This is a genomic window from Cobetia sp. 2AS, from assembly GCF_029846355.1.
Classification (GTDB): domain Bacteria; phylum Pseudomonadota; class Gammaproteobacteria; order Pseudomonadales; family Halomonadaceae; genus Cobetia; species Cobetia amphilecti.
On the sequence record NZ_JARWKQ010000001.1, the window covers coordinates 218553 to 237423 of the forward strand.

Here is an 18871-nt window from a genome sequence, read left to right on the forward strand (position 1 = left end):
TTCCATCAACGGACAGGCGATGGGTTACAGCAGAGTGGCCGGCGTCAGCAGGTCAGTCAGTGTGCGGGCGATATCACGGATGTTGGTGACACCGGAGTCATAGCAGCCGACCACATCTTCGGGCATCAGATAGGGATTGACGCCCACATCCGCCGGATTGGCCAGCAGGGCATCGATACCGCGATCGACCACGACCGGCTGATGCGTCATCGGATTGGTACTGATCAGCACCGCGCGGCGCGAACCGGAGGTCGCCTGGATACCGCCGACGCAGTTGGCATTGATCACGCCCTGCAGCATGCGCACGCCGTAGGGCACCTGCGAGCGCAACACCGTGTAATTGCTGACGTTATTGTTGTTGGCCGGGGTGGTCAGGTTGGAGGCATAGATGACGATGCCCGGCGCGGTGAGCGGCGAGGGGCGCATCAGTGCGGCCTGGAAGGCGCCGCTGGAGGGCACGTGGATGCGGTCACCCACACGCAGCCAGGGATTGGCGGCATATTCGCCGTCGATCAGGCCGCGCATGTCGAGAATCTGTGTCTGGCCGTCGCGAATCAGCTCGATATGGCTCAGGTCCGCGTCGGGGCGGATGCCTCCAGCCGTGGTCAAGGCCGCCGACAGACGACGCTGTTGACTGGCATCGCCGCCGGCGAAATCGCGGCGCACCATGCGCTCTTCGGGCAGGCGGGTATTGATGACCGCCTCGCCCGGGAAGAACACCGCGCCGGACACCGCAACGGCCAACGGCGCCCATTCCTCGAGCCGGATGCTGACATGTGCCAGCCCCGGGCGAATCAACTCCTCCTCTACCAGACGCCGGGTGATCTCATCCGCCAGGGCGTCGATGGTCTTGTTGGAAGCCTCGACCGGCGAGAGCCACGGCAGGCGCAGGCGTCCGTCATGATCCACCTCGTAACTGCCATCGAAGAGTTCGCTGCCGGCGACCCTGACGCTCAGACGATCGCCCGCCGCCAGCCGCTGGTCATCCCCCGCGGGCAGTTGCATGAAGCGATCATCGACATGAGGGGCAGGCAGCTCCAGCGGCCAGTGGGTCGCCTGTTGCCAGTGATCTTCGGCGGGGGTGTCGTCCAGCATGATCGGCGTACAGCCGCCCATCAGGCCGGACGTGATCGCGACGCCCAGCAGGCGTCGAAGAGAGCGGAAAAGGGAGCTGGGCCGAGTCAGGTCGCGTTTCATCAGGCTACCTCACGAGAAGGCCCTGTCCGCGTGTCACCGCTCGACTCCAGCAGCGGGTCGCGCTGATAGTAGATATCGAAGAGCTCGAACAGGCGCACGCGCTCCAGCTCTGTCTGCATGACCGGCGAGGGTTCGACCACCACCAGCGCCGCCGGGGACAGCGCATCATGCAGACTGACCAGCACCGAGAGCCCATCGGCATCGATGGCCTCGACATGGCTGAGGTCCACCGCCAGCGTGCCGGTGTGCTCAGGAATCATCGCCAGCATCTCCTGGCGGAAATAGCGCGCGAGCTCGCCTGTCAGCTGGGCAGGCGGCGTGATCATGATGCCTTCGTGAATCCGGGTGGTGATGGGCATGACGGGCTCCCTGTGCTTGATGTCACCGCCTGGCGCCAGCTGGGCCTGCGGTGCAGCTTGTTATCTTTATGCACTATGCCGCATAAGCATCGTTTACCTGCTGTTACAGTGTCAACGACGCCGACTGACTTGCCTCATCCTTTCTTGCTGGGTTTCGTGGCGCTACCTGCTGTTTTCGGGCTCTCCTGCTGTTTTCGGGCTCTCCAGGTTGGCTGCGCGGCGTTGTCACTCGCCCGACATGGCGGGTGACTTGTGTGGCGTGGCCAGCATCGCGCCCCAGTGGCGGAAGCGCAGCAACAGCAACAGGCCCGGTATGGCGGCCAGCGTGCAGATCCAGAAGAAGCTGTCCCAGCCGGCCGCATCGGCCAGATAGCCGGAGGGCGCGGCGATCACCACGCGCGGCAGGCCCATGATCGATGAGAGCATCGCGTACTGGCCGGCGGTGAAGCGCTTGTCGGTCAGCGCGCCCATGAAGGCGATGAAGGCGGCGCTGCCCATGCCGGCCGCCAGGTTCTCGAAGGCGACCACCGCCGCGAGCCACGCCAGCGAATCACCGACGTGATGCAGCCAGACGAAGCCGGCAGTCGACACCATCTGCAGGATGCCGAACCACCAGAGCGCCCGATAGATGCCGATGCGCATGATCATCAGGCCGCCGAAGAAGGTGCCGGCCAGCAATGGCCACAGGCCGAACAGCTTCACGGTCGCGCCGATCTGCGAATTGCTGAAGCCGATGTCCTTGTAGAAGGGCGTGGTCAGGTTGCCTGCCACGGAATCGCCCAGCTTGTAGAGCAGGATGAACAGCAGCAGCCAGATGGCACCATCGCGCTTCATGAAGTGGCGGATGGGGTCCCACAGGATCTCATGCAGATGATGGGCGCGCGGCGCGGCCTGAGCCTCGGGCTCCGGTGCCAGCAGGGTCACCAGCATGCAGGCGCCCAGGGTCGCGGCCATGATCAGGTAGGTCACGCGGAAGCCGATCATGTCGGCCAGCACCAGGCCACCGGCCGAGGCCATCAGCATGCCGATGCGGTAGCCATAGACATAGAAGCTGGAGCCCAGCCCCAGCTCGTTGTCCGGCAGATGCTCGCGCCGATAGGCGTCGATCACGATGTCCTGGGTGGCGCTGAAGAAGCTGACCGCCAGCGCGATGGCGCCCATGGTCAGCGGCGACATGTGCGGGTCCTGCAAGGCTAGCAGCGCGATGAGGGCGGTCAGGGCCAGCTGGGCGATCATCAACCAGCCACGGCGCCGGCCGAGCACCGGCGGCATGATGCGGTCCAGCAATGGCGCCCACAGAAACTTGAGGGTGTAGGGCAGGCCGACCAGCGCGAGCAGGCCCACGGCGTCCAGTGAGACACCGGCATCCGTCATCCAGGCCTGCAGCACGCTACCGGTCAGCAGCAGTGGCAGCCCGGAGGCGAAGCCCATCAGGAACGTGATACCATGACGGCCAACGAGTAAGCGTAAATCCTTTGAAGTCAAAGCCTTGCCTGTCCATGCAGAGGGTGTGGCCGCGCGTGTCACACGCACGGTGAGCGGCTATCTGCCGCTTGCGTCATTCATGGCCGGATTGTCGCACTGCCTGAGGGCAAGAGCCATGCATTGTCCTGCCGGTCAGCCGACAGGCATGATGCAGGTCGAGACACGCATGAGTGGGGCAGGCAGGCAATGAGAGGTCATCATGAGTGAAGCCCGAGAAGCTGCCAAGGCGCATTGGTATCTGATCCAGTGCAAGGGCGGGGAATCCTTCCGTGCGGCGGAGAACCTCACCAATCAGGGATTTCACGTCTTCCACCCCCTGTTGGAGGTGGAAAAGAAGCGCGGCGGCAAGCTGCGTTGGGTCGAAGAGCCGCTCTTCCCCTATTACCTGTTCATACGCCTTGATCAGATGGATGACAACTGGCGGCCGATTCGCTCGACCCGTGGCGTGCTCAAGCTGGTCAGCTTCGGCAACACACCGACGGCGGTGCCGACGCCTCTGGTGGAAGCCCTGATCGCCAGCGGCGAGCAACGCCAGGAGCAACCGCCGGAGAATGTCTATTTCCGGGCCGGCGAGCAGGTCGAGATCATCGATGGCCCCTTGAGTTCGCTCAGTGGCGTCTTCGAGAGCGCGAAGGGCGATGAGCGCGTCATCGTGCTGCTCAATCTGATCAATCAGCAACAGCGTGTCGAGCTGTCCAGTCGTCAGCTGCGGCGTAGCGAAAGCTGAGCTGCCGTCCTGTCTCACCCGACTTGATCCGCGAGACCGCATTGCACCTTTCTTCTGGAGTGGTTCCCATGGCGATTACTTCCCAGCAGGTCGTCAGCCTGCATTACACCCTGCGCACCGCTGATGGCACTGTGCTGGATAGCTCCCTTGAGCGTGAGCCGATGGACTACCTGCATGGCCACGACAATATTCTGGCAGCGCTCGAGAGCGCGCTTGAGGGCTGCGATGTCGGCGACCGCAAGGTCGTCAATCTGACGCCAGCCGAAGGCTTCGGTGAGCGGGATGAAGGCCTGGTGCAGTACTTCGGGCGTGATGCCTTCGGCCCGGGCGAGATCAACGCCGGCATGCACTTTCAGGCCCGAACCCCGGAAGGCCAGCGGTCGGTCACGGTGCTGGAAGTCGGTGAGCAGCAGGTCAAGGTCGACGCCAATCATCCGCTGGCAGGTCAGGCGCTGAGCTGGGAAGTCGAAGTGCTGGAAGTACGTGATGCCACGCGTGCCGAACTCTCGGCCGGCCATCCGCTCGGTCTCGATGTCAGCCATACCGAGATCGAAGACAAGAAGGTGCGTCGCTGAAGTAGGCATTGCGGATGGGTGTGACGCTTAAGCTCATCGTTGCAGCCCCTCTTCAACAACAGACAGCCCCGCTGCCGGTATCCTCGGCAGCGGGGCTGTCTGTTGTTGAGGTCTGTAGCGATGGAGAAAATTGATATGGATCAGTCGTCTGCGCGCCAGCCGCAAGGATCGAGCCGTGAAGCCTTCAGGACTTGATGCAGATCAGATTCGCGCGGGGCATGGCGGGGTAGAGTGTCCTTGTCGAGGCCGCAGCAGGCCGACACAGGCGGAAGAGCTATCGATGTCGGAGCTATTGATATCAGAGCTATCGATGTCAGAAGCAGAGGTGTCAGCTGCCGACAGAGGCTGGCATTCAGGGAGCCCCTTGGGGAAGGGGCAGGCCAGGATGGCCGCTGTCAGAATCGGGCTTTTTGCAGGTGCCGATTCGCCGTCAGGGGAGGGGGAAACCCCGCTAGCCGACCTTCGGGTCGGCTTTTTTGGTTGTGGGGTTCAGTGGGGAAATGGCTAACTGCGTTTGCATGACGCTGGCTTGTCTGCGGGCTGCTTGAAAGCTTTTGCCAGTTCTCTGAGAGGAAGAGAGTCGCTGGACAGGCAACCCCGCAACTGACACGAGGTTGCCTGCCCGGCGTGACGGTTCAACTATTGTTGCTGGCAGTCTTGAGGCTCTCGACTTCCTTGTGGGAGTCGACGGCCTTCCCGGTGGTGGTCTTGTCGATGCTCTGACTTTTCTTGACAGTCTGGCTCTTCTGGATAGCCCCGTCTTGCTTGACCGACGGGCTCTTCGTGTTGATGGCCGAGTTCGTCTTGCCCGGCTCGCCCAGCGTCAATGTCGTGTTCATGCGCTTGAGCGTATTGGGGCCGATTCCCTTGATTTCCGTCAACTGTGCCACGTCGGTGAAGGGGCCGTTCGCCTTGCGCCACTCGATGATGGCCTGGGCCTTCTTGCCACCGATGCCCTTGAGCTCGGTCAGTTGTGCGGCAGTGGCGGTGTTGATGTTCATGTCTGCGGCCTGGCTGGTCGGTGACAGTACCAGCAGGCTGGTCACGAGAAGTGTTCCTAGCAGGGTTTTCATGGTCGCTTCCTATGCTCACATCAGGGCGGTCGATGGGAAGTGCGCGGGGCGACCACCCGAGGCCCTGCGCGAGAAATACTCTGGCTCAGGTATTAGATTTGTAGTCATTTAGATTTAAACGATTTCTCATCCTTGCGCGGCTTTCTGCGCTCAACGCAAGAAAGCACTACGAGCGTTAGCCTGCTGATTCGATTCGTCTTTCCCTGGGCATACAACGACAGAGCCGAGCGCTATAATGTTGCCCCGAGCCCATGACCTCCTGTCATTGCGCCTGCCACATCGCCTGGAGCCCGGATGCCTGCCACGACTTCCCCCCTGATCATCGCCCTCGACTACCCGGACATGAGTGCTGCGCTTGCCATGGCAGACCAGCTGGATCCTGCGCGCTGTCGCGTCAAGGTGGGCAAGGAGCTGTTCACGCGTGTGGGTCCCGAGATTCTCAAGGCATTGCATCAACGCGGCTTCGAGGTCTTTCTCGATCTCAAATTCCATGACATCCCCAACACTACCGCTCAGGCCGTGCTGGCGGCTGCGGAGCACGGCGTGTGGATGACCAATGTCCACGCCTCTGGTGGTGCGCGCATGATGCAGGCCGCCGCAGAAGCCCTTTCGACTCGCGGCCTCGATACCCAGCTGATCGCCGTGACGGTGCTGACCAGCATGGAACAGACCGATCTGGCCGGTATCGGATTGGATGTCACGCCGCTTGCGCAGGTCGAGCGGCTGGCGGCCCTCGCCCAGCAGAGCGGCATGCACGGTGTGGTGTGCTCCGCTCGTGAGACCCCGAGCCTCAAGGCGCTGTGTGGTCCGGAGTTCCTGAAGGTGACGCCGGGTATTCGCCCGAGCTTCGCGCAGGCCGGTGATCAGCGACGCACCATGACGCCCGGTGAAGCCATGGCGGCCGGTAGCACCCATCTGGTGATCGGGCGTCCTGTCACCCAGGCGGAGGATCCGCTGGCGGCGCTGGCGCTGATCGAGCAGGAGCTGGACGCCTGATCGGCTGATTGTCTGCCTCATGGGCAAAAAAGACGCCAGTCGCAGAGTCTGCGGCTGGCGTCTTTTTCATGGCAGTGATCATCCTTTGCGCGAATCACTCGCTCACGCTTTGCGCGACTGCCTCAATCGGCAGACTTGATATGCCAGCTGACCTGAACGCTGCTCTCGAGGCTCAGCTCGCCGGGGCGGTATTCGCTGCCGCTGCTCTTGGCCTCTGCCATGTCGGCACGCATTGCCATCATCTGCGGGCGCGGGCTGTGTGAGGACTCATTGATCGACTGCACGCTGCCCAGGGTCGCGCCGAGGGTCTCGGCCATCAGTTGTGCCTTGTGGCGTGCCTTGGTCAAGGCTTCCTTCAATACCTTGTCTTCCAGGGCGTCCCGTTCACTGATCTGATACTGCACACCGGCCAGTTGATTGACGCCAGCGCCCAGCAGCAGGTCGATGACTTCCGGTACCTTGTCCAGGTCATCGAGAGCGAGGCTGATCGGACGCTCGAGGTGTGTACGGCGCCATTGCTGGGGCTGCTGCTGACCATTGTTGCGCTCGTAGTACTGCTCAGGACGCAGGTTGAGGCTGCCGGCGCTGATCTGGCGACTGTCGATGCCCGCTTTCTCCAGTGCCTGAATCAGGGTCGTCATACGTGATTCCAGTGACTCGCGCGCCTTGCGGGCCGCCTGGCCCTCGGCCTTGCTGTCGGGAGCCTTGTCATCCACCTTGCGCGCGGGCGTCTTCTCCCACAGGCGCGCCTGGATGGTTGCCTTGTCGGGCGCGGCCTCCAGGCTGGCACTGGCGCTGACATGCACCAGAGCCGGTGCGGGCGTCTGGTCGGCGCGGGCCAAGTGTGTGGCGCTGGCGGTGCAGAGCGCCAGGCCGCATAGCATGGCGGTACGACGCAGGCGCTGGGCGAGGGGGGCGGGGCCTCTGGTGGCGTGGTTCATCAGCATGGGAAATCCCTTGAGTAAAGTGGCAACATTGTTGCCTGGCGCTTGGTGAGGGGCATGAATGCGGGCGCGATAGGCTTGAAAGTATCAGCAATGAGGGCGATGCGTGAAGGTACACGAGAGACTGCGCTCTATACGTGGCGCTGCACAGGTAGTGTTGGCGCTCGTCATGACATTGCTGATGGCGTCGCCTGCCCTGGCCGTAGGGCGTGAGGTGATCGACGATGCAGGCGACGTCGTGACGCTGTCACAGCCAGCGCAGCGGGTGGCCACACTGGCCCCGCACGCGGCCGAGCTGGTGGCGGCGGCGGGAGGCTTGCCGGCCTTGATCGGCGTGAGCCAGGGCAGCGATCATCCCCCTGCGGTCAGCGAGCTGCCGCGCCTGGCCAGCTATCACGGGCCCAACCTGGAGGCACTGCTCAGTGCACGGCCTGACCTGATCGTGGCATGGGGCAGCGGGCTTTCCGATGAGATGCATGCGCGTCTGACGGCGTTGGGGATGCCCGTCTTCGTCAGCGAGCCCGCCACACTCGACGACGTGCTGTCCAATATCGCTCGGCTTGGTACCTTGCTGGGCACCCGCGATATCGCGGATACGCGTGTGGCGGTGCTCGCAGCGCGCATCGAGCAGCTGGAGCGCTCCCGCGACAGCGCCCCCTTGCCGGTCTTCTTCCAGCTGGGGGAGAGCCCGATGACGACGCTGGGCGGCAACCACCTGGTCAATGAGCTGATTCGGCGCTGCGGCGGTGAGCCGCTACTGACGGACTCACCCGCCGTGGTGCCGCAGATCAATCGGGAAGCCTTGTGGCTGGCCAGACCGCACCTGATTCTGCATCCGGTCGCGACGGGGCCGGCGCGCGAGGAGTGGATTGCCGCCTGGCGCGCGGATGAAGGGCCACTTTCCGAGGTAGCACTGGCGGGCCTGACTCCTGACCTGATCAGCCGTCCCGGCCCGCGCAGTGTCGAGGCGATGGCAGAGGTCTGCGCTGCCATCGCGACGGTGCAGGCGTCGGACTGAGGGCGGCGGAGTCAGGGCGGCTTCGTGCAGCACGCTCAGAAATCGATGCCGCGCCGCGCCTTGAGACCATGATTGAAGCCGTGGCGAATCTCGGTCATCTCGGTGACGGTATCGGCACAGGCGACGATCTCACGATTGGCATTGCGCCCGGTGATGATGACGGTCTGCTCCGCAGGACGATTCTCGAGTGCCGTCATCACCTCCTCCAGCGGCAGATAGCCGAACTTGACCATGTAGGTCAGCTCGTCGAGCACCACCAGATAGACGCTGTCATCGCGCATCAGACTCTGCGCTTGCTGCCATACGGCCTGACAGGCGGCGGTATCGGCCTCACGATTCTGGGTGTCCCAGGTGAAGCCGGTGGTCATGGCATGCACTTCGAGATTGGCATCCCCGGCGAGCCGTTCGCGCTCGCCGCATTCCCACAGCCCCTTGATGAACTGGATGACACCGACCTTGTAGCCATAGCCGAGCGCGCGGGTGATGGTGCCCCAGGCGGCGGTCGTCTTGCCCTTGCCATTGCCGGTAAACACCAGCAGCTGGCCGCGCTCCTCAGTGGCCTGTGCCACCTTGTCATCGACATGCGATTTGAGCTTTTCCATCGCGGCCTTGTGGCGGGTATTGCGGTCCGTCATGCGTATGCTCCGTGAGTCAAAGGCACAGCACTGTCCCGGGGGACGGTGCTGTGATCGGTGCTGTGGTATGTGTGGCTGCTTGTCGCCCGAGGCTCTTCAAAAGAGGCATCCCGGGAAAGCCGATCAGAAGAAGAAGGTGACGCCGCCTTCCACATAACGGCCCTGGGTGTTGTAGCCATTGACCAGCTGATATTCGCGATCGAAGACGTTATCCAGCTTGGCGCTCAGCTTGACGTTCGGCATCACCTGCCAGCTGGTGCGCAGATCGACCACGCCATAGCCGGCAGTGCGCGTGTCGGTGTAGGTGTCTGCGTCAGTATCGCTGCGGCTGGCGCTGCCACGCAGCGTGGCACCGAAGCTCCAGTCGTCGAGTGCGTAATCGGCATCCAGACGCGCAAAGCGCTGGGCGCGGCGCTTCAATTGCTCACCGGTATCGCGGTCCTCCGGGTCCTGCCAGGTCATGGCAAGGTTCACGCTCAGGGCCTCGCCTTGCCAGCCACTGCTCAGCTCGACGCCACGGATGCGTGAGCGATCGATATTGATCGGTGAGAAGTCGGCTCCCTCGTAGCTGATCAGATTGTCGATATCGGTCTGGAAGGCATTCAGGCCCAGGTGCCAGTGATGTTGCTGCAGGCGCCAGAACAGTTCGGCCGTGGTGGAGGTCTCGGCATCGAGGTCCGGATTGCCGGAGCCGTAGGGGCTGTAGAGGTCGATCAGGTTCGGTGCCTTGAACGCGCTGGAATAGCTGGCCCCGAGCTGTTGCGAGGCCGTCAGATCATAGGCGTAGCTGGAGCCGCCCGTCATCTGGTGGCCATAACGATTGTCGTCGTCATAACGCAGGCTGGTCGTGACGTGGTGACGCTGTTGCTGAAGATGCCAGCTGCCGTAGACGCCGGTGGCATAGCGGCTATCGACGCTGTAGCCCTCGGCGGTGAAGTAGGGGCCATCGGCATCCAGGCTTTCCTCGCGATGGTCCACCCCCAGGCTGAGCGTGCCGAGGTCGGTGTAGAAGTCGTGGCGCAGGCCGACCTCGTTGCGGGTGCTGGCGACACGTCCGGCACCGCTGCCGGCTTCGGTGTTCTCGTACTCATCCCGCGTGCGCGCCACGCTGACCGTCATGTCCCAGTTCGGGTTCAGGTGCGTCAGCAGGCTGGCATCCAATACCATCTGGCTGCCTTCGCCGTGGCAGTCTTCCGAGGCACTGAAGCTGCTGTCGTAGCAGTCGTCATAGTCGTAATCGGTCTCGGTGTTGGCGACGCCGAGGCTGAGCGTGGCCTGATGACCGAAGTCGTGGCCAAGACGCAGTTCGGCGCCCGTGGCCTCGTAGCCATCATCTTCACTGCCGGTATCGCGGGCCGAGAAACCATCGCTCTCATCATGATGGAGATTGGCCGAGAGGCGCGTGTCGTTTTCCACCGAGCTGAACTGGGCGTTCTGGCGGAAGGTGCCGTCGCTGCTGGCACGCAGGGTGACTTCTGCATGCTGACCGACTTCGTTGCCGCCACGCGTGATCAGGTTGATCACACCGCCGATGGCATCGGCGCCGTAGACGCTGGCGCGCGGGCCACGCACGATCTCGACACGCTCGACGGCGGCGAGTGGCAGGAATTCGAAATGCGCCAGACCATCGGCACTGTTGGCGACACGCTGGCCATTGACCAGAATCAAGGTGTGGTCGGACTCGGTACCGCGCATGAAGAGGCTGGTCTGGCTGCCCATCGGGCCGCTGCGGGCGACCTCGATACCATTGCGTGATTGCAGCAGATCGACCAGCGAATTGGCCTGCAGGCGATCGATCTCGTCACGCGTGATGACGTCGGTGCTGGCCAGCACATCATTCTGCAGCTGCGGAATGCGATTGGCGGTGACCTGAACGGTGTCCAGGTACTCGGATGAATCGGTGGTCAGCGCATCAGCAGCGACGGCGGGCGGGGTCAGCAGCAGGCTACCGACGAGGGTGAAGCTGGCCTGCGCAGATGCGCGACCACGGGTGTTGTTGTGTTTCATGAATGATCCTCAAGCGTCAGACGCAATGAGGAGGACAGCGTGACAGGGTGCGCGAGCACACGTCCCCCGCGCGCGCCCTGATCAAGCAGGTCCGTCGCGGGAGACTTGCCACTGGTGAGGCCCTCCGCATCAACCAGTGTGGAAGCGAGGGCCGGTCTCCGGACTGACGCCTGGTGGACTCCAATGGCAGGAGCCTCACCCCCTCATGCGCCTTCCCACCTCCTTCCCTTGGGGGAGGCCTGAATGACAGGTCCTCCCGGAGGCAGTGGCTGGCCGTGTCGATCCTGTCGATCGTGGTCGACCTGCATGAGCGTTGCGATCACCGTTGCGGGGGCAGTACGGGGTTTTCACCCGTTTCCCGAACACCCTGGCTTCAACGTGAGCCATTGTCTGGGGCGGGGGTGAGGGAGTCAATCGGCAAACCGGCGTTGCGCAGGCTGCCACCCAGGGCCGCTCAGGTGGGGTCATTCAGGGGGGAGAGGTCAGAGGGCGAGCAGAGGGTAAGACAGAGGCTACGTCTCAGGTTATGCCAGATACGACAACGCCCGCACGGGGCGGGCGTTGTCGAGATGACGGTCTGGCCAGATGGCGGTGACTGCTCCATGGAAGCTCGTGCTACAGAAGCCAGCTCTCTGGAGACTGGCTCACAAGCGAGCGTCTCTAGAGAGACAGGAACAGACCGGCGAGACTCGCTGACATCAGGTTGGAGAGGGTGCCGGCGAGAATCGCCTTCATGCCCATCTGCGCGATATCACCGCGACGGTTCGGAGCCATCAGCCCCAGGCCGCCCATCAGGATGGCGACGGAGGACAGGTTGGCGAAGCCGCACAGCGCGAAGATGATGATGGCTTCAGAGTGCTCGGACAGCTTGATCTGGTGGCTGGCGAGATCGGCGAAGGCGACGAACTCGTTGAGCACCAGCTTCTGACCGATGAAGCTACCCGCCTGGATGGCTTCGTGCCACGGCACGCCGATGACCCAGGCCACCGGGGCGAAGGCATAGCCCAGCAGCAGCTGCAGCGTGATGTCTTCATAGCCGAACAGGCCGCTGACCCAGCCGACGATGATGTTGCCCAGCGCGATCAACGCGATGAAGGCCAGCAGCATGCCGCCGACATTGATCGCCAGCTGCACGCCAGAGGCCGCGCCGGAGGCGGCGGCATCGATGACATTGGTCGGGCGATCGATATCCTTGCCCAGCGCTTCTTCGACGCTCTGGGTCTTGGTCTCGGTCTCCGGAATCAGCATCTTGGCCATCAGCAGGCCACCCGGCGCCGCCATGAAGGAGGCTGCCAGCAGGTACTTGAGGTCGATGCCCAGCGAGGCATAGCCCACCAGTACGGAACCGGCCACCGAGGCCAGGCCACCGGTCATCACGGCGAACAGCTCCGAGCGGGTCATGCCGGCGATGAACGGGCGCACGACCAGCGGGGCTTCGGTCTGGCCGACGAAGATGTTGGCGGCCGCGGACAGGGACTCCGGACGGCTGGTGCCGAGCACCTTCGACAGGCCGCCGCCGAGCACGCTGATCACGACGTTCATCACGCGCAGGTGATAGAGCACCGCGATCAGTGAGGAGAAGAACACGATGATCGGCAGTACGCGCAGCGCGAACACGAAGCCGCCGCCGCCGAAGACTTCGAACATCTTGTCGCTGACCAGGCCGCCGAACAGGAAGTCCATGCCGACGTTGGCACTGGACATTACGGCCTGTACACCTTCGCTGAGCCCAAGCAGCATGCTCTTGCCGGCAGGCACGTAGAGCACGAAGATCCCCAGCATCGCCTGGATGGCAAAGGCACCCAGTACAGTGCGCAGGCTGATGGCGCGTCGGTTTTCAGAGAGAAGGAAGGCAATCCCCAGCAGGGCGAAGACGCCCACCAGGCCCATGACGATCTGCATCAAGCAGCTCCTGAATGCGTAGGTGTTACGTTGAGGACAAGGCAATAGCGCTGGCCACAGGACGGTATGGCCAAAACTGGCGCGTACTCTACCAGTATTTTTGCCCTCTGTCGGAGTCTGCCACTAACGTTTGACGCATTTTTTGTGAATCGCGCGAGGCGTGCCTGCGTCAACACGCACGAGGCCCGCCATGGGCGAGCCGCGTGCTTTCCGCCTTGCTGTACCGTCGTGATGTTCCAACGTGATGCTGAGTCTGCCCGCTGTCAGGTGCCAGCGCCCGGCAGGCGACTGGCCGGCAGGGGGCCTGACCCCGAGCCCGGCGGCGTCTGTGAGGACTTGCCGCCCGTGCCCTTGTCGGCCTGGGGAGCTTCGGCCTTGTCGGTCCTGGGCTGGGAAGACTTGTTCAGCTCCGGCGAGTCGGCATGGATCAGGCTGATCAGCGTCTCGCCGGCCTTGGGCTCCAGCGCCACGGCCGTGTTGGCGATCCGGATGCGACCCTGACTGCTGATGCAGAACAGTGGCAGCAGGCGCTCTTCGTGAATCTTGCGGTAATCCTCGAGGCTGAAGCTCTCGGTGATGCGCGCACGCCGGAACTGCGCGCCCTGAGAGAGCAGGCTCGCCAGCTTGGCATAGGTGATCTTGCCATCGAACAGCAGCGGCAGATGCCCCAGTGCCTGGTCCTGCTGACGCTTGGCGTTCTTGCCATTGTCCTCGGCGAGCCGGAAGACACGTCCATGACCCAGAATGTGCTCGAAGTGCAGCGCGGCCAGGCTATTGAGTTCACGATAGGGCGACAGCGGCATCAGGTGGCCGATGCCGGTCAGCTCGAGATGTTGGGCGGCATGTTCAGACAGCGGATTGCCGTAGTAGACCGGCAGGCCCGCCATGCGCGCTTCCTGCACGGCGTCCCAGTTGGTATCGGTCAGGCGCACCGAGAAGCCGGCATCGACCAGTTCACGGGCGACCTGGCGCGACACCGAGTTGGCGCCCAGGATCAGGAACCCCGAGGGCGGCGGCTCGCCGACGCCCAGTACCTTGACGATGGGACGCGACAGCAGGCTCTGGACCACCACCGTGCCGATGATGACCAGGAAGGTCATCGGCACCAGCATCTCGGCGCCTTCGATGCCCTGGGACTCGAGCTTGAGGGCGAACAGCGAGGCGACTGCCGCCGCGACGATGCCGCGCGGCGAGAGCCAAGCCAGCAGGGCCTTCTCGCGCAGCGTCAGCCCGCTGCCCAGGGTACACAGCCAGACCGTCAGGGGGCGTGCGACCCACATCAATACCGCCAGGAAGATCCACGCCGGCCACGACAGCAGGGACAGTTGCTCGACGGTCAGGCGCCCCGCCAGCAGCAGGAACAGTCCCGAGATCAGCAGAACCGTCAGGGTCTCCTTGAACTCGATGATCTGCTGGGTCGGCACGCCGCGCATGTTGGCCAGCCACACGCCCATCACGGTGACGGTCAGCAGGCCGGATTCATGGAACAGGGTGTTGGAGATGGCGAACAGCCCCAGCATCACCATCAGGGTGCCGAAGTTGTGCAGCTTCTGCGGCAGCCAGAAATGACGCAGCACCAGTCCCCAGCACCAGCCACCCAGTGCCCCCATGCCGAGCCCGAGTCCCACCGTCTGGGCGAACAGCAACAGGGTGTGCGAAGCCGCATTGCCGGTCATGCCGAGCGCGACGTACTCATAGACCAGCACCGCCAGCAGCGCGCCGACCGGGTCGATCATGATGCCTTCCCAGCGCAGGATCTGGGTCAGGTTGCCGCGCGCGCGCAGCGTCTGCAGCAATGGCATCACCACCGTCGGACCTGTCACCACCAGCAGGGCGCCGAGCACGGCGGCCATCTCCCAGCGCATGTCGAGCAGATAGTGGGCGGCCACGGTGCCGATCACGCCGGTGATCACCACGCCGGTGGTGACCAGCCGCCTGACGATATGGCCATGGCCGCGCAGGTCCTTGAAGTCCAGCGTCAGGCTGCCCTCGAACAGGATGACCGCCACCGCCAGCGAGACCAGCGGGAACAAGAGATCGCCGAGCAGCTCATCCGGCTTCAGCCAACCCGTGACGGGGCCGGCAAGGATGCCGACGATCAACAGCGGCAGGATGGCGGGCAGACGCATGCGCCAGGCCAGCCACTGGCAGCCGAGGGCCATCAGACCGATCAGGGTCAGGGCCAGAGCAGGTTCGGTCATCGGGTGTCTTCCTTGGAGTCAGCGAAAATGAGCGGTGCCACTGTTGCGGTCACCGCTCATCGTTTCGTTGTGTCTCAGCCGTCTGTCAGTGGCCCTTGCCCCTGCTGGTCTGCACAGGCTTGAAGCAGGGGGCAGGCGTCACTCAGGTGCCGCGCGGCAGGCCGAAAGGGCGCAGCCTAGCGATTGATTCCGTGGTATGCAACGTCGCGTTGCCTTATCGCGCTCTCCTCATTTCCTTTCTCCCTCGTACCCACGTGATGGCGTCGGGCAGACGCGATCACTCATTGGGCGCGACGCAGCAGCGGCAGCAATGCCTGCAGCGGATGCGGCAATTGGCTGCCCGAGAAACGCTTGCTCTGACTGCGGCACGAATAGCCACTGGCGACCAGCTTGCCCTGATTGGCGTCGTCTTCGACCACGGACTTCCACGACAGGTCATAGATGGCACGCGAGGTCTCGAGATTGCGCGCTTCGTGGCCGTAGGTGCCGGACATGCCGCAGCAGCCGGTGGCGATGGTCTCGAGCTTGAGGCCGAAGGCGGAGTAGACCTGCTGCCAGGCCTTGGCCGAGCCCGGGGCATTGGTGCTCTCGGTGCAGTGGCTCAGAAGCTTCATGCCCGGGTCCATCTTGCCCAGTACCGTCTTGGTGACGCCGACCGGCAGCAGCTTGCGCAGGCTGATCAGCCATTCCTGCAGCAGCAGGACGTCGGGCACCGCGTCCGGGCCGAGGGTCTTCACGTACTCCTGACGATAGGTCAGGGTCATCGCCGGGTCGATGCCGACCAGCGGCACGCCGAAGTCGGCGATCGCCTTGAGACGCTCGGCCTGGGCACGCGCGGTACGCTGGAAGGCGCCGGTGAAGCCCTGCACCTGCAGCGGCTTGCCGTTGGGGGCAAAGGGCGCGACGAAGACATGGATGTCGAGTCGCGACAGCAGCTCGATGATGTCGATCACCAGCTGGGCCTCGAAGTGACTGGTGAAGGCGTCCTGCACCAGGATCACGCTTCTGGCCTTCTGGGATTCGGTCAGACGGCCCAGTTGGGTCGGCGTCGCCTCGGACACGCCCCAGCTCTTGAGCTGTCTGCGCAGACTGGCGCGTGACAGGTGCGGCGCATCGACCATGCCGATCGGGCCTTCCAGCAGACGACTGACCAGCTTGTTGGCCAGCAGGCCGTTATAGAGCGGCGTGACGCGCTCGGCCCACGGCAGCACGAATTCGAGGCTGCCGATCAGGTAATCGCGCAGCGGACGCTGATAACGATGGTGATAGACCTCAAGGAAGCGGCTGCGGAAATCGGGCACGTTGACCTTGATCGGGCACTGGCCCGCGCAGGACTTGCACGCCAGGCAGCCGGACATGGCGTCGTAGACCTGCTGGTCGAAGTTGGCGTCAGACTGACCCTCTGTCTGTGCGGTGCCGGCACGGCGTGCCTTGAGCGAGGCGCTGAGGCGCGCCGGCAGACGCGCCAGCCACATGCCGGTGCCCTTGAGGCCCGGCGTACGCGCGGCCTGGGCCTCGGCGATCACGTCGCGGCCGGCGTTGCCTTCCAGGCGCAGCCATTCACGCATCAGGCTGGCACGCCCCTTGGGCGAGTGGATGCGCTGGCGAGTCGCCTTCCACGACGGGCACATGGCGTCGTTGGGGTCGTAGTTGTAGCAGGCCCCATTGCCGTTGCAGTAGACGGCACTGGCGTATTCCTGCCACACGCGCTCATCGATCTGACGGTCGAGATCGCCGCGCATGGTCACATCATCGATACGCATCAAGCGGGGGTCGAAGGCCTCGACGGCGCTGTCAGCGTGATCACGCTTGCCGCTTTCGCTGCTCCCTTCGCTACCCCCTTCGCTGGCGCCAGCGTCACGCGTGCCAGCGTCGTCGACCAGCGCCACTGACAGGCGCGGGGAGGCGATCTTGCCCGGATTGAGCTGGTTGTGCGGGTCAAAGGCCGCCTTCACATCCTGCAGCGCGCCGTAGAGGCTGCCGAAGAAGCGTGGCGAGTACTCGGAGCGCACGCCCTTGCCGTGCTCGCCCCACAGCAGACCACCGTACTTGTGGGTGAGGGCGGCGACCTCATCGGAGATCTCGCGGATCATTGCCTGCTGGGCGGGGTCCTTCATGTCCAGCGCCGGGCGCACGTGCAGCACGCCGGCATCGACATGACCGAACATGCCATAGCGCAGGCCACGGGCATCCAGCGCGGCGCGGAATTCGGCGATGTAATCGGCCAGATGCTCCGGCGGAACGGCGGTGTCCTCGACGAAGGGCAGCGGGCGGGCTTCGCCGTCGACATTGCCCAGCAGGCCCACCGAGCGCTTGCGCATGCCATAGACACGACCGATCTGCGCGCGGCCGCGGGCTTCGGTGAAGCCGAGACGCTCGACGCTGGTATCGCTGGCCAGGTGCTCGCTGAAGGCGCGGACCTTGGCATCCAGCACCTCTTCGCTGTCGGCATTGAATTCGATCAGGTTGATGCCGCCGATGGCCGGGGTGCCTTCGGTGCTGGCCGGGAAGAACTCCTCGACGCTGTCCCACACGAAGTCCTGCATGGCGAGGTTGAGCACGGTGTCATCCACCGTCTCGATGGAGGTCGGGCGATTGCCCTCGACCGCCATCAGCGCCTTGGCGTCGCGCAGTGCGTCCATGAAACTTGCGTAGCGCAGGTTGATCAGCGTCGAGCAGGGCGCGATGGGCAGCGCATTCAGCTCGGCCTCGACCACGAAGCCCAGCGTGCCCTCGGCGCCGCACAGCAGGCTGTTGAGGTTGAAACGACCATCGGCCTCGCGCAGATGGGCGAGGTCGTAGCCGGTCAGGCAGCGGTTGAGCGGCGGGAAGATGTCGGCGATTTCCTCGGCGCGCTCATCGGCGATCGCACGTGCGGTGCGGTAGACCTCACCGACGCGATCCTCACGCGCGCACAGTGTCTCGAGCTCGGCATCATCAATGGCATGGCTCGTCAGTCGTGTCCCGTCGAGCAGAACGCTGTCGAGCGCCAGCACGTGGTCACGCGTCTTGCCGTATTCGCAGCTGCCCTGACCGGAGGCATCGGTATTGATCATGCCGCCAATGGTGGCGCGGTTGGAGGTCGAAAGCTCCGGGGCGAAGAACAGGCCATGCGGCTTGAGCGCGGCATTCAGCTGGTCCTTCACCACGCCGGCCTCGACGCGCACGCGACGGTTCTCGACATCGATCTCGAGAATGCGGTTCATGTGCCGCGAGACATCCACCAGCACGCCGTCATTGAGTGACTGGCCATTGGTGCCGGTACCGCCGCCGCGTGGCGCCAGGGTGACGCCCGAAAAGCGTGGCTCGTGGGAGAGGCGCGCGATGCGCTGGACATCCTCGGCATGGCGCGGGTAGACCACGGCCTGAGGCAGCACCTGATAGAGCGAGTTGTCGGTCGACAACACGGTGCGGTTGGCATAGTCCGGACTGATGTCACCGGCAAAGCCTGCATCTCGCAGGGCGGCCAGGAAGTCCAGATAGAGGGAATCGACGGGGGCGGGCATATCCAGCAGGCGTTCGGTCATGATCTCGCTCGGGCAGTGAGTCGCGTCAGGCAGGCATCCAGGGCCAATGGTCCTAAGCTTACCTGAGCTGGGCGTGTGGCCCCAGCCCAGCGCGGCATTGCGTCACTCGCGAGACGGGAATTCAGGTGAAAGGAGTGAGGAATGACTACGCTGTGAGGAGTCATCAAAGCAAGGTGTGTGCGCCTGAATGCAAGCAACAAGGGGGATGATGTGCACATGCTGCGA

The 18871-nt window shown here is 63.9% G+C and carries 14 protein-coding genes and 1 riboswitch; of the genes, 4 read left to right on the plus strand and 10 right to left on the minus strand.

Going from position 1 to position 18871, the window contains the following annotated elements; genetic code table 11:
- Window positions 1-24: 24 nt before the first annotated feature.
- The 3 genes from QD356_RS00960 to QD356_RS00970 form a co-directional block, all read right to left on the minus strand.
- Window positions 25-1197 (minus strand): polysaccharide biosynthesis/export family protein, encoded by a 1173-nt coding sequence (locus tag QD356_RS00960; protein WP_192838369.1) that lies wholly within the window; start codon window positions 1195-1197, stop codon window positions 25-27.
- Window positions 1197-1556, minus strand: coding sequence for an STAS domain-containing protein (locus tag QD356_RS00965; RefSeq protein WP_043332452.1), 360 nt, complete (start codon window positions 1554-1556; stop codon window positions 1197-1199). Before QD356_RS00965 ends, QD356_RS00960 begins: the two co-directional genes overlap by 1 nt.
- A 225-nt stretch (window positions 1557-1781) precedes the next feature.
- Entirely contained in the window at window positions 1782-2987 is a 1206-nt protein-coding gene (locus QD356_RS00970; RefSeq protein WP_082388128.1) for an AmpG family muropeptide MFS transporter, read from the minus strand.
- Window positions 2988-3240: 253 nt separating this feature from the next.
- Here QD356_RS00970 and rfaH point away from each other — a divergent pair, with 253 nt between their 5' ends.
- Both rfaH and QD356_RS00980 read left to right on the plus strand, forming a co-directional pair.
- On the plus strand, window positions 3241-3768 hold the full coding sequence (gene rfaH / locus QD356_RS00975) for a transcription/translation regulatory transformer protein RfaH (RefSeq protein WP_176676340.1): 528 nt from the start codon (window positions 3241-3243) through the stop codon (window positions 3766-3768).
- Between the two features lie 68 nt (window positions 3769-3836).
- Window positions 3837-4343 (plus strand): peptidylprolyl isomerase, encoded by a 507-nt coding sequence (locus QD356_RS00980; RefSeq protein WP_192838370.1) that lies wholly within the window; start codon window positions 3837-3839, stop codon window positions 4341-4343.
- A 635-nt stretch (window positions 4344-4978) separates the two neighbouring features.
- On the opposite strand, the gene QD356_RS00985 is transcribed toward QD356_RS00980, so the two are convergent.
- Window positions 4979-5416, minus strand: coding sequence for a helix-hairpin-helix domain-containing protein (locus QD356_RS00985; protein WP_192838371.1), 438 nt, complete (start codon window positions 5414-5416; stop codon window positions 4979-4981).
- 294 nt (window positions 5417-5710) lie between these two features.
- Between QD356_RS00985 and pyrF the strand changes: the two genes are divergently transcribed.
- The gene (gene pyrF, locus QD356_RS00990) at window positions 5711-6412 is read left to right on the plus strand and encodes an orotidine-5'-phosphate decarboxylase (protein WP_192838372.1); all 702 of its coding nucleotides are present in this window, start codon (window positions 5711-5713) and stop codon (window positions 6410-6412) included.
- A 122-nt stretch (window positions 6413-6534) separates the two neighbouring features.
- Here pyrF and QD356_RS00995 read toward each other — a convergent pair whose 3' ends face one another.
- On the minus strand, window positions 6535-7359 hold the full coding sequence (locus QD356_RS00995) for an SIMPL domain-containing protein (protein WP_192838373.1): 825 nt from the start codon (window positions 7357-7359) through the stop codon (window positions 6535-6537).
- Window positions 7360-7537: 178 nt separating this feature from the next.
- Between QD356_RS00995 and QD356_RS01000 the strand changes: the two genes are divergently transcribed.
- Window positions 7538-8374, plus strand: a complete 837-nt coding sequence (locus tag QD356_RS01000; RefSeq protein WP_192838374.1) for a helical backbone metal receptor — start codon at window positions 7538-7540, stop codon at window positions 8372-8374.
- Between the two features lie 35 nt (window positions 8375-8409).
- Here QD356_RS01000 and cobO read toward each other — a convergent pair whose 3' ends face one another.
- The 5 genes from cobO to QD356_RS01025 all read right to left on the minus strand — a co-directional run bounded on the left by cobO (window position 8410) and on the right by QD356_RS01025 (window position 18646).
- Window positions 8410-9009 carry a cob(I)yrinic acid a,c-diamide adenosyltransferase gene (cobO, locus tag QD356_RS01005; RefSeq protein ID WP_192838375.1) on the minus strand — a complete coding sequence of 200 codons (600 nt, stop codon included), beginning with the start codon at window positions 9007-9009 and terminating at the stop codon, window positions 8410-8412.
- 123 nt (window positions 9010-9132) lie between these two features.
- Window positions 9133-11016, minus strand: a complete 1884-nt coding sequence (locus QD356_RS01010) for a TonB-dependent receptor (RefSeq protein WP_192838376.1) — start codon at window positions 11014-11016, stop codon at window positions 9133-9135.
- Window positions 11017-11147: 131 nt separating this feature from the next.
- Window positions 11148-11419, minus strand: a riboswitch (cobalamin riboswitch).
- Between the two features lie 257 nt (window positions 11420-11676).
- Window positions 11677-12918, minus strand: a complete 1242-nt coding sequence (locus QD356_RS01015) for a NupC/NupG family nucleoside CNT transporter (RefSeq protein ID WP_043332439.1) — start codon at window positions 12916-12918, stop codon at window positions 11677-11679.
- A gap of 263 nt (window positions 12919-13181) precedes the next feature.
- Window positions 13182-15119 (minus strand): sodium:proton antiporter, encoded by a 1938-nt coding sequence (locus tag QD356_RS01020; protein ID WP_192838377.1) that lies wholly within the window; start codon window positions 15117-15119, stop codon window positions 13182-13184.
- A gap of 281 nt (window positions 15120-15400) precedes the next feature.
- On the minus strand, window positions 15401-18646 hold the full coding sequence (locus QD356_RS01025) for an FAD-binding and (Fe-S)-binding domain-containing protein (RefSeq protein WP_192838378.1): 3246 nt from the start codon (window positions 18644-18646) through the stop codon (window positions 15401-15403).
- Window positions 18647-18871: the final 225 nt, after the last annotated feature.

Excerpts from the sequence above, each read along its gene's own strand:
- QD356_RS00995 (WP_192838373.1), bottom strand. The coding sequence starts at position 7,359 with ATGCTGATGAACCACGCCACCAGAGGCCCCGCCCCCCTCGCCCAGCGC.
- QD356_RS00985 (WP_192838371.1), bottom strand. The coding sequence starts at position 5,416 with ATGAAAACCCTGCTAGGAACACTTCTCGTGACCAGCCTGCTGGTACTG.
- QD356_RS00960 (WP_192838369.1), bottom strand. The coding sequence starts at position 1,197 with ATGAAACGCGACCTGACTCGGCCCAGCTCCCTTTTCCGCTCTCTTCGA.
- pyrF (WP_192838372.1), top strand. The coding sequence starts at position 5,711 with ATGCCTGCCACGACTTCCCCCCTGATCATCGCCCTCGACTACCCGGAC.
- QD356_RS00965 (WP_043332452.1), bottom strand. The coding sequence starts at position 1,556 with ATGCCCATCACCACCCGGATTCACGAAGGCATCATGATCACGCCGCCT.
- QD356_RS01025 (WP_192838378.1), bottom strand. The coding sequence starts at position 18,646 with ATGACCGAACGCCTGCTGGATATGCCCGCCCCCGTCGATTCCCTCTAT.
- QD356_RS01010 (WP_192838376.1), bottom strand. The coding sequence starts at position 11,016 with ATGAAACACAACAACACCCGTGGTCGCGCATCTGCGCAGGCCAGCTTC.
- QD356_RS01015 (WP_043332439.1), bottom strand. The coding sequence starts at position 12,918 with ATGCAGATCGTCATGGGCCTGGTGGGCGTCTTCGCCCTGCTGGGGATT.
- QD356_RS00970 (WP_082388128.1), bottom strand. The coding sequence starts at position 2,987 with ATGGGCTTCGCCTCCGGGCTGCCACTGCTGCTGACCGGTAGCGTGCTG.
- QD356_RS00980 (WP_192838370.1), top strand. The coding sequence starts at position 3,837 with ATGGCGATTACTTCCCAGCAGGTCGTCAGCCTGCATTACACCCTGCGC.
- cobO (WP_192838375.1), bottom strand. The coding sequence starts at position 9,009 with ATGACGGACCGCAATACCCGCCACAAGGCCGCGATGGAAAAGCTCAAA.
- QD356_RS01000 (WP_192838374.1), top strand. The coding sequence starts at position 7,538 with ATGGCGTCGCCTGCCCTGGCCGTAGGGCGTGAGGTGATCGACGATGCA.
- rfaH (WP_176676340.1), top strand. The coding sequence starts at position 3,241 with ATGAGTGAAGCCCGAGAAGCTGCCAAGGCGCATTGGTATCTGATCCAG.
- QD356_RS01020 (WP_192838377.1), bottom strand. The coding sequence starts at position 15,119 with ATGACCGAACCTGCTCTGGCCCTGACCCTGATCGGTCTGATGGCCCTC.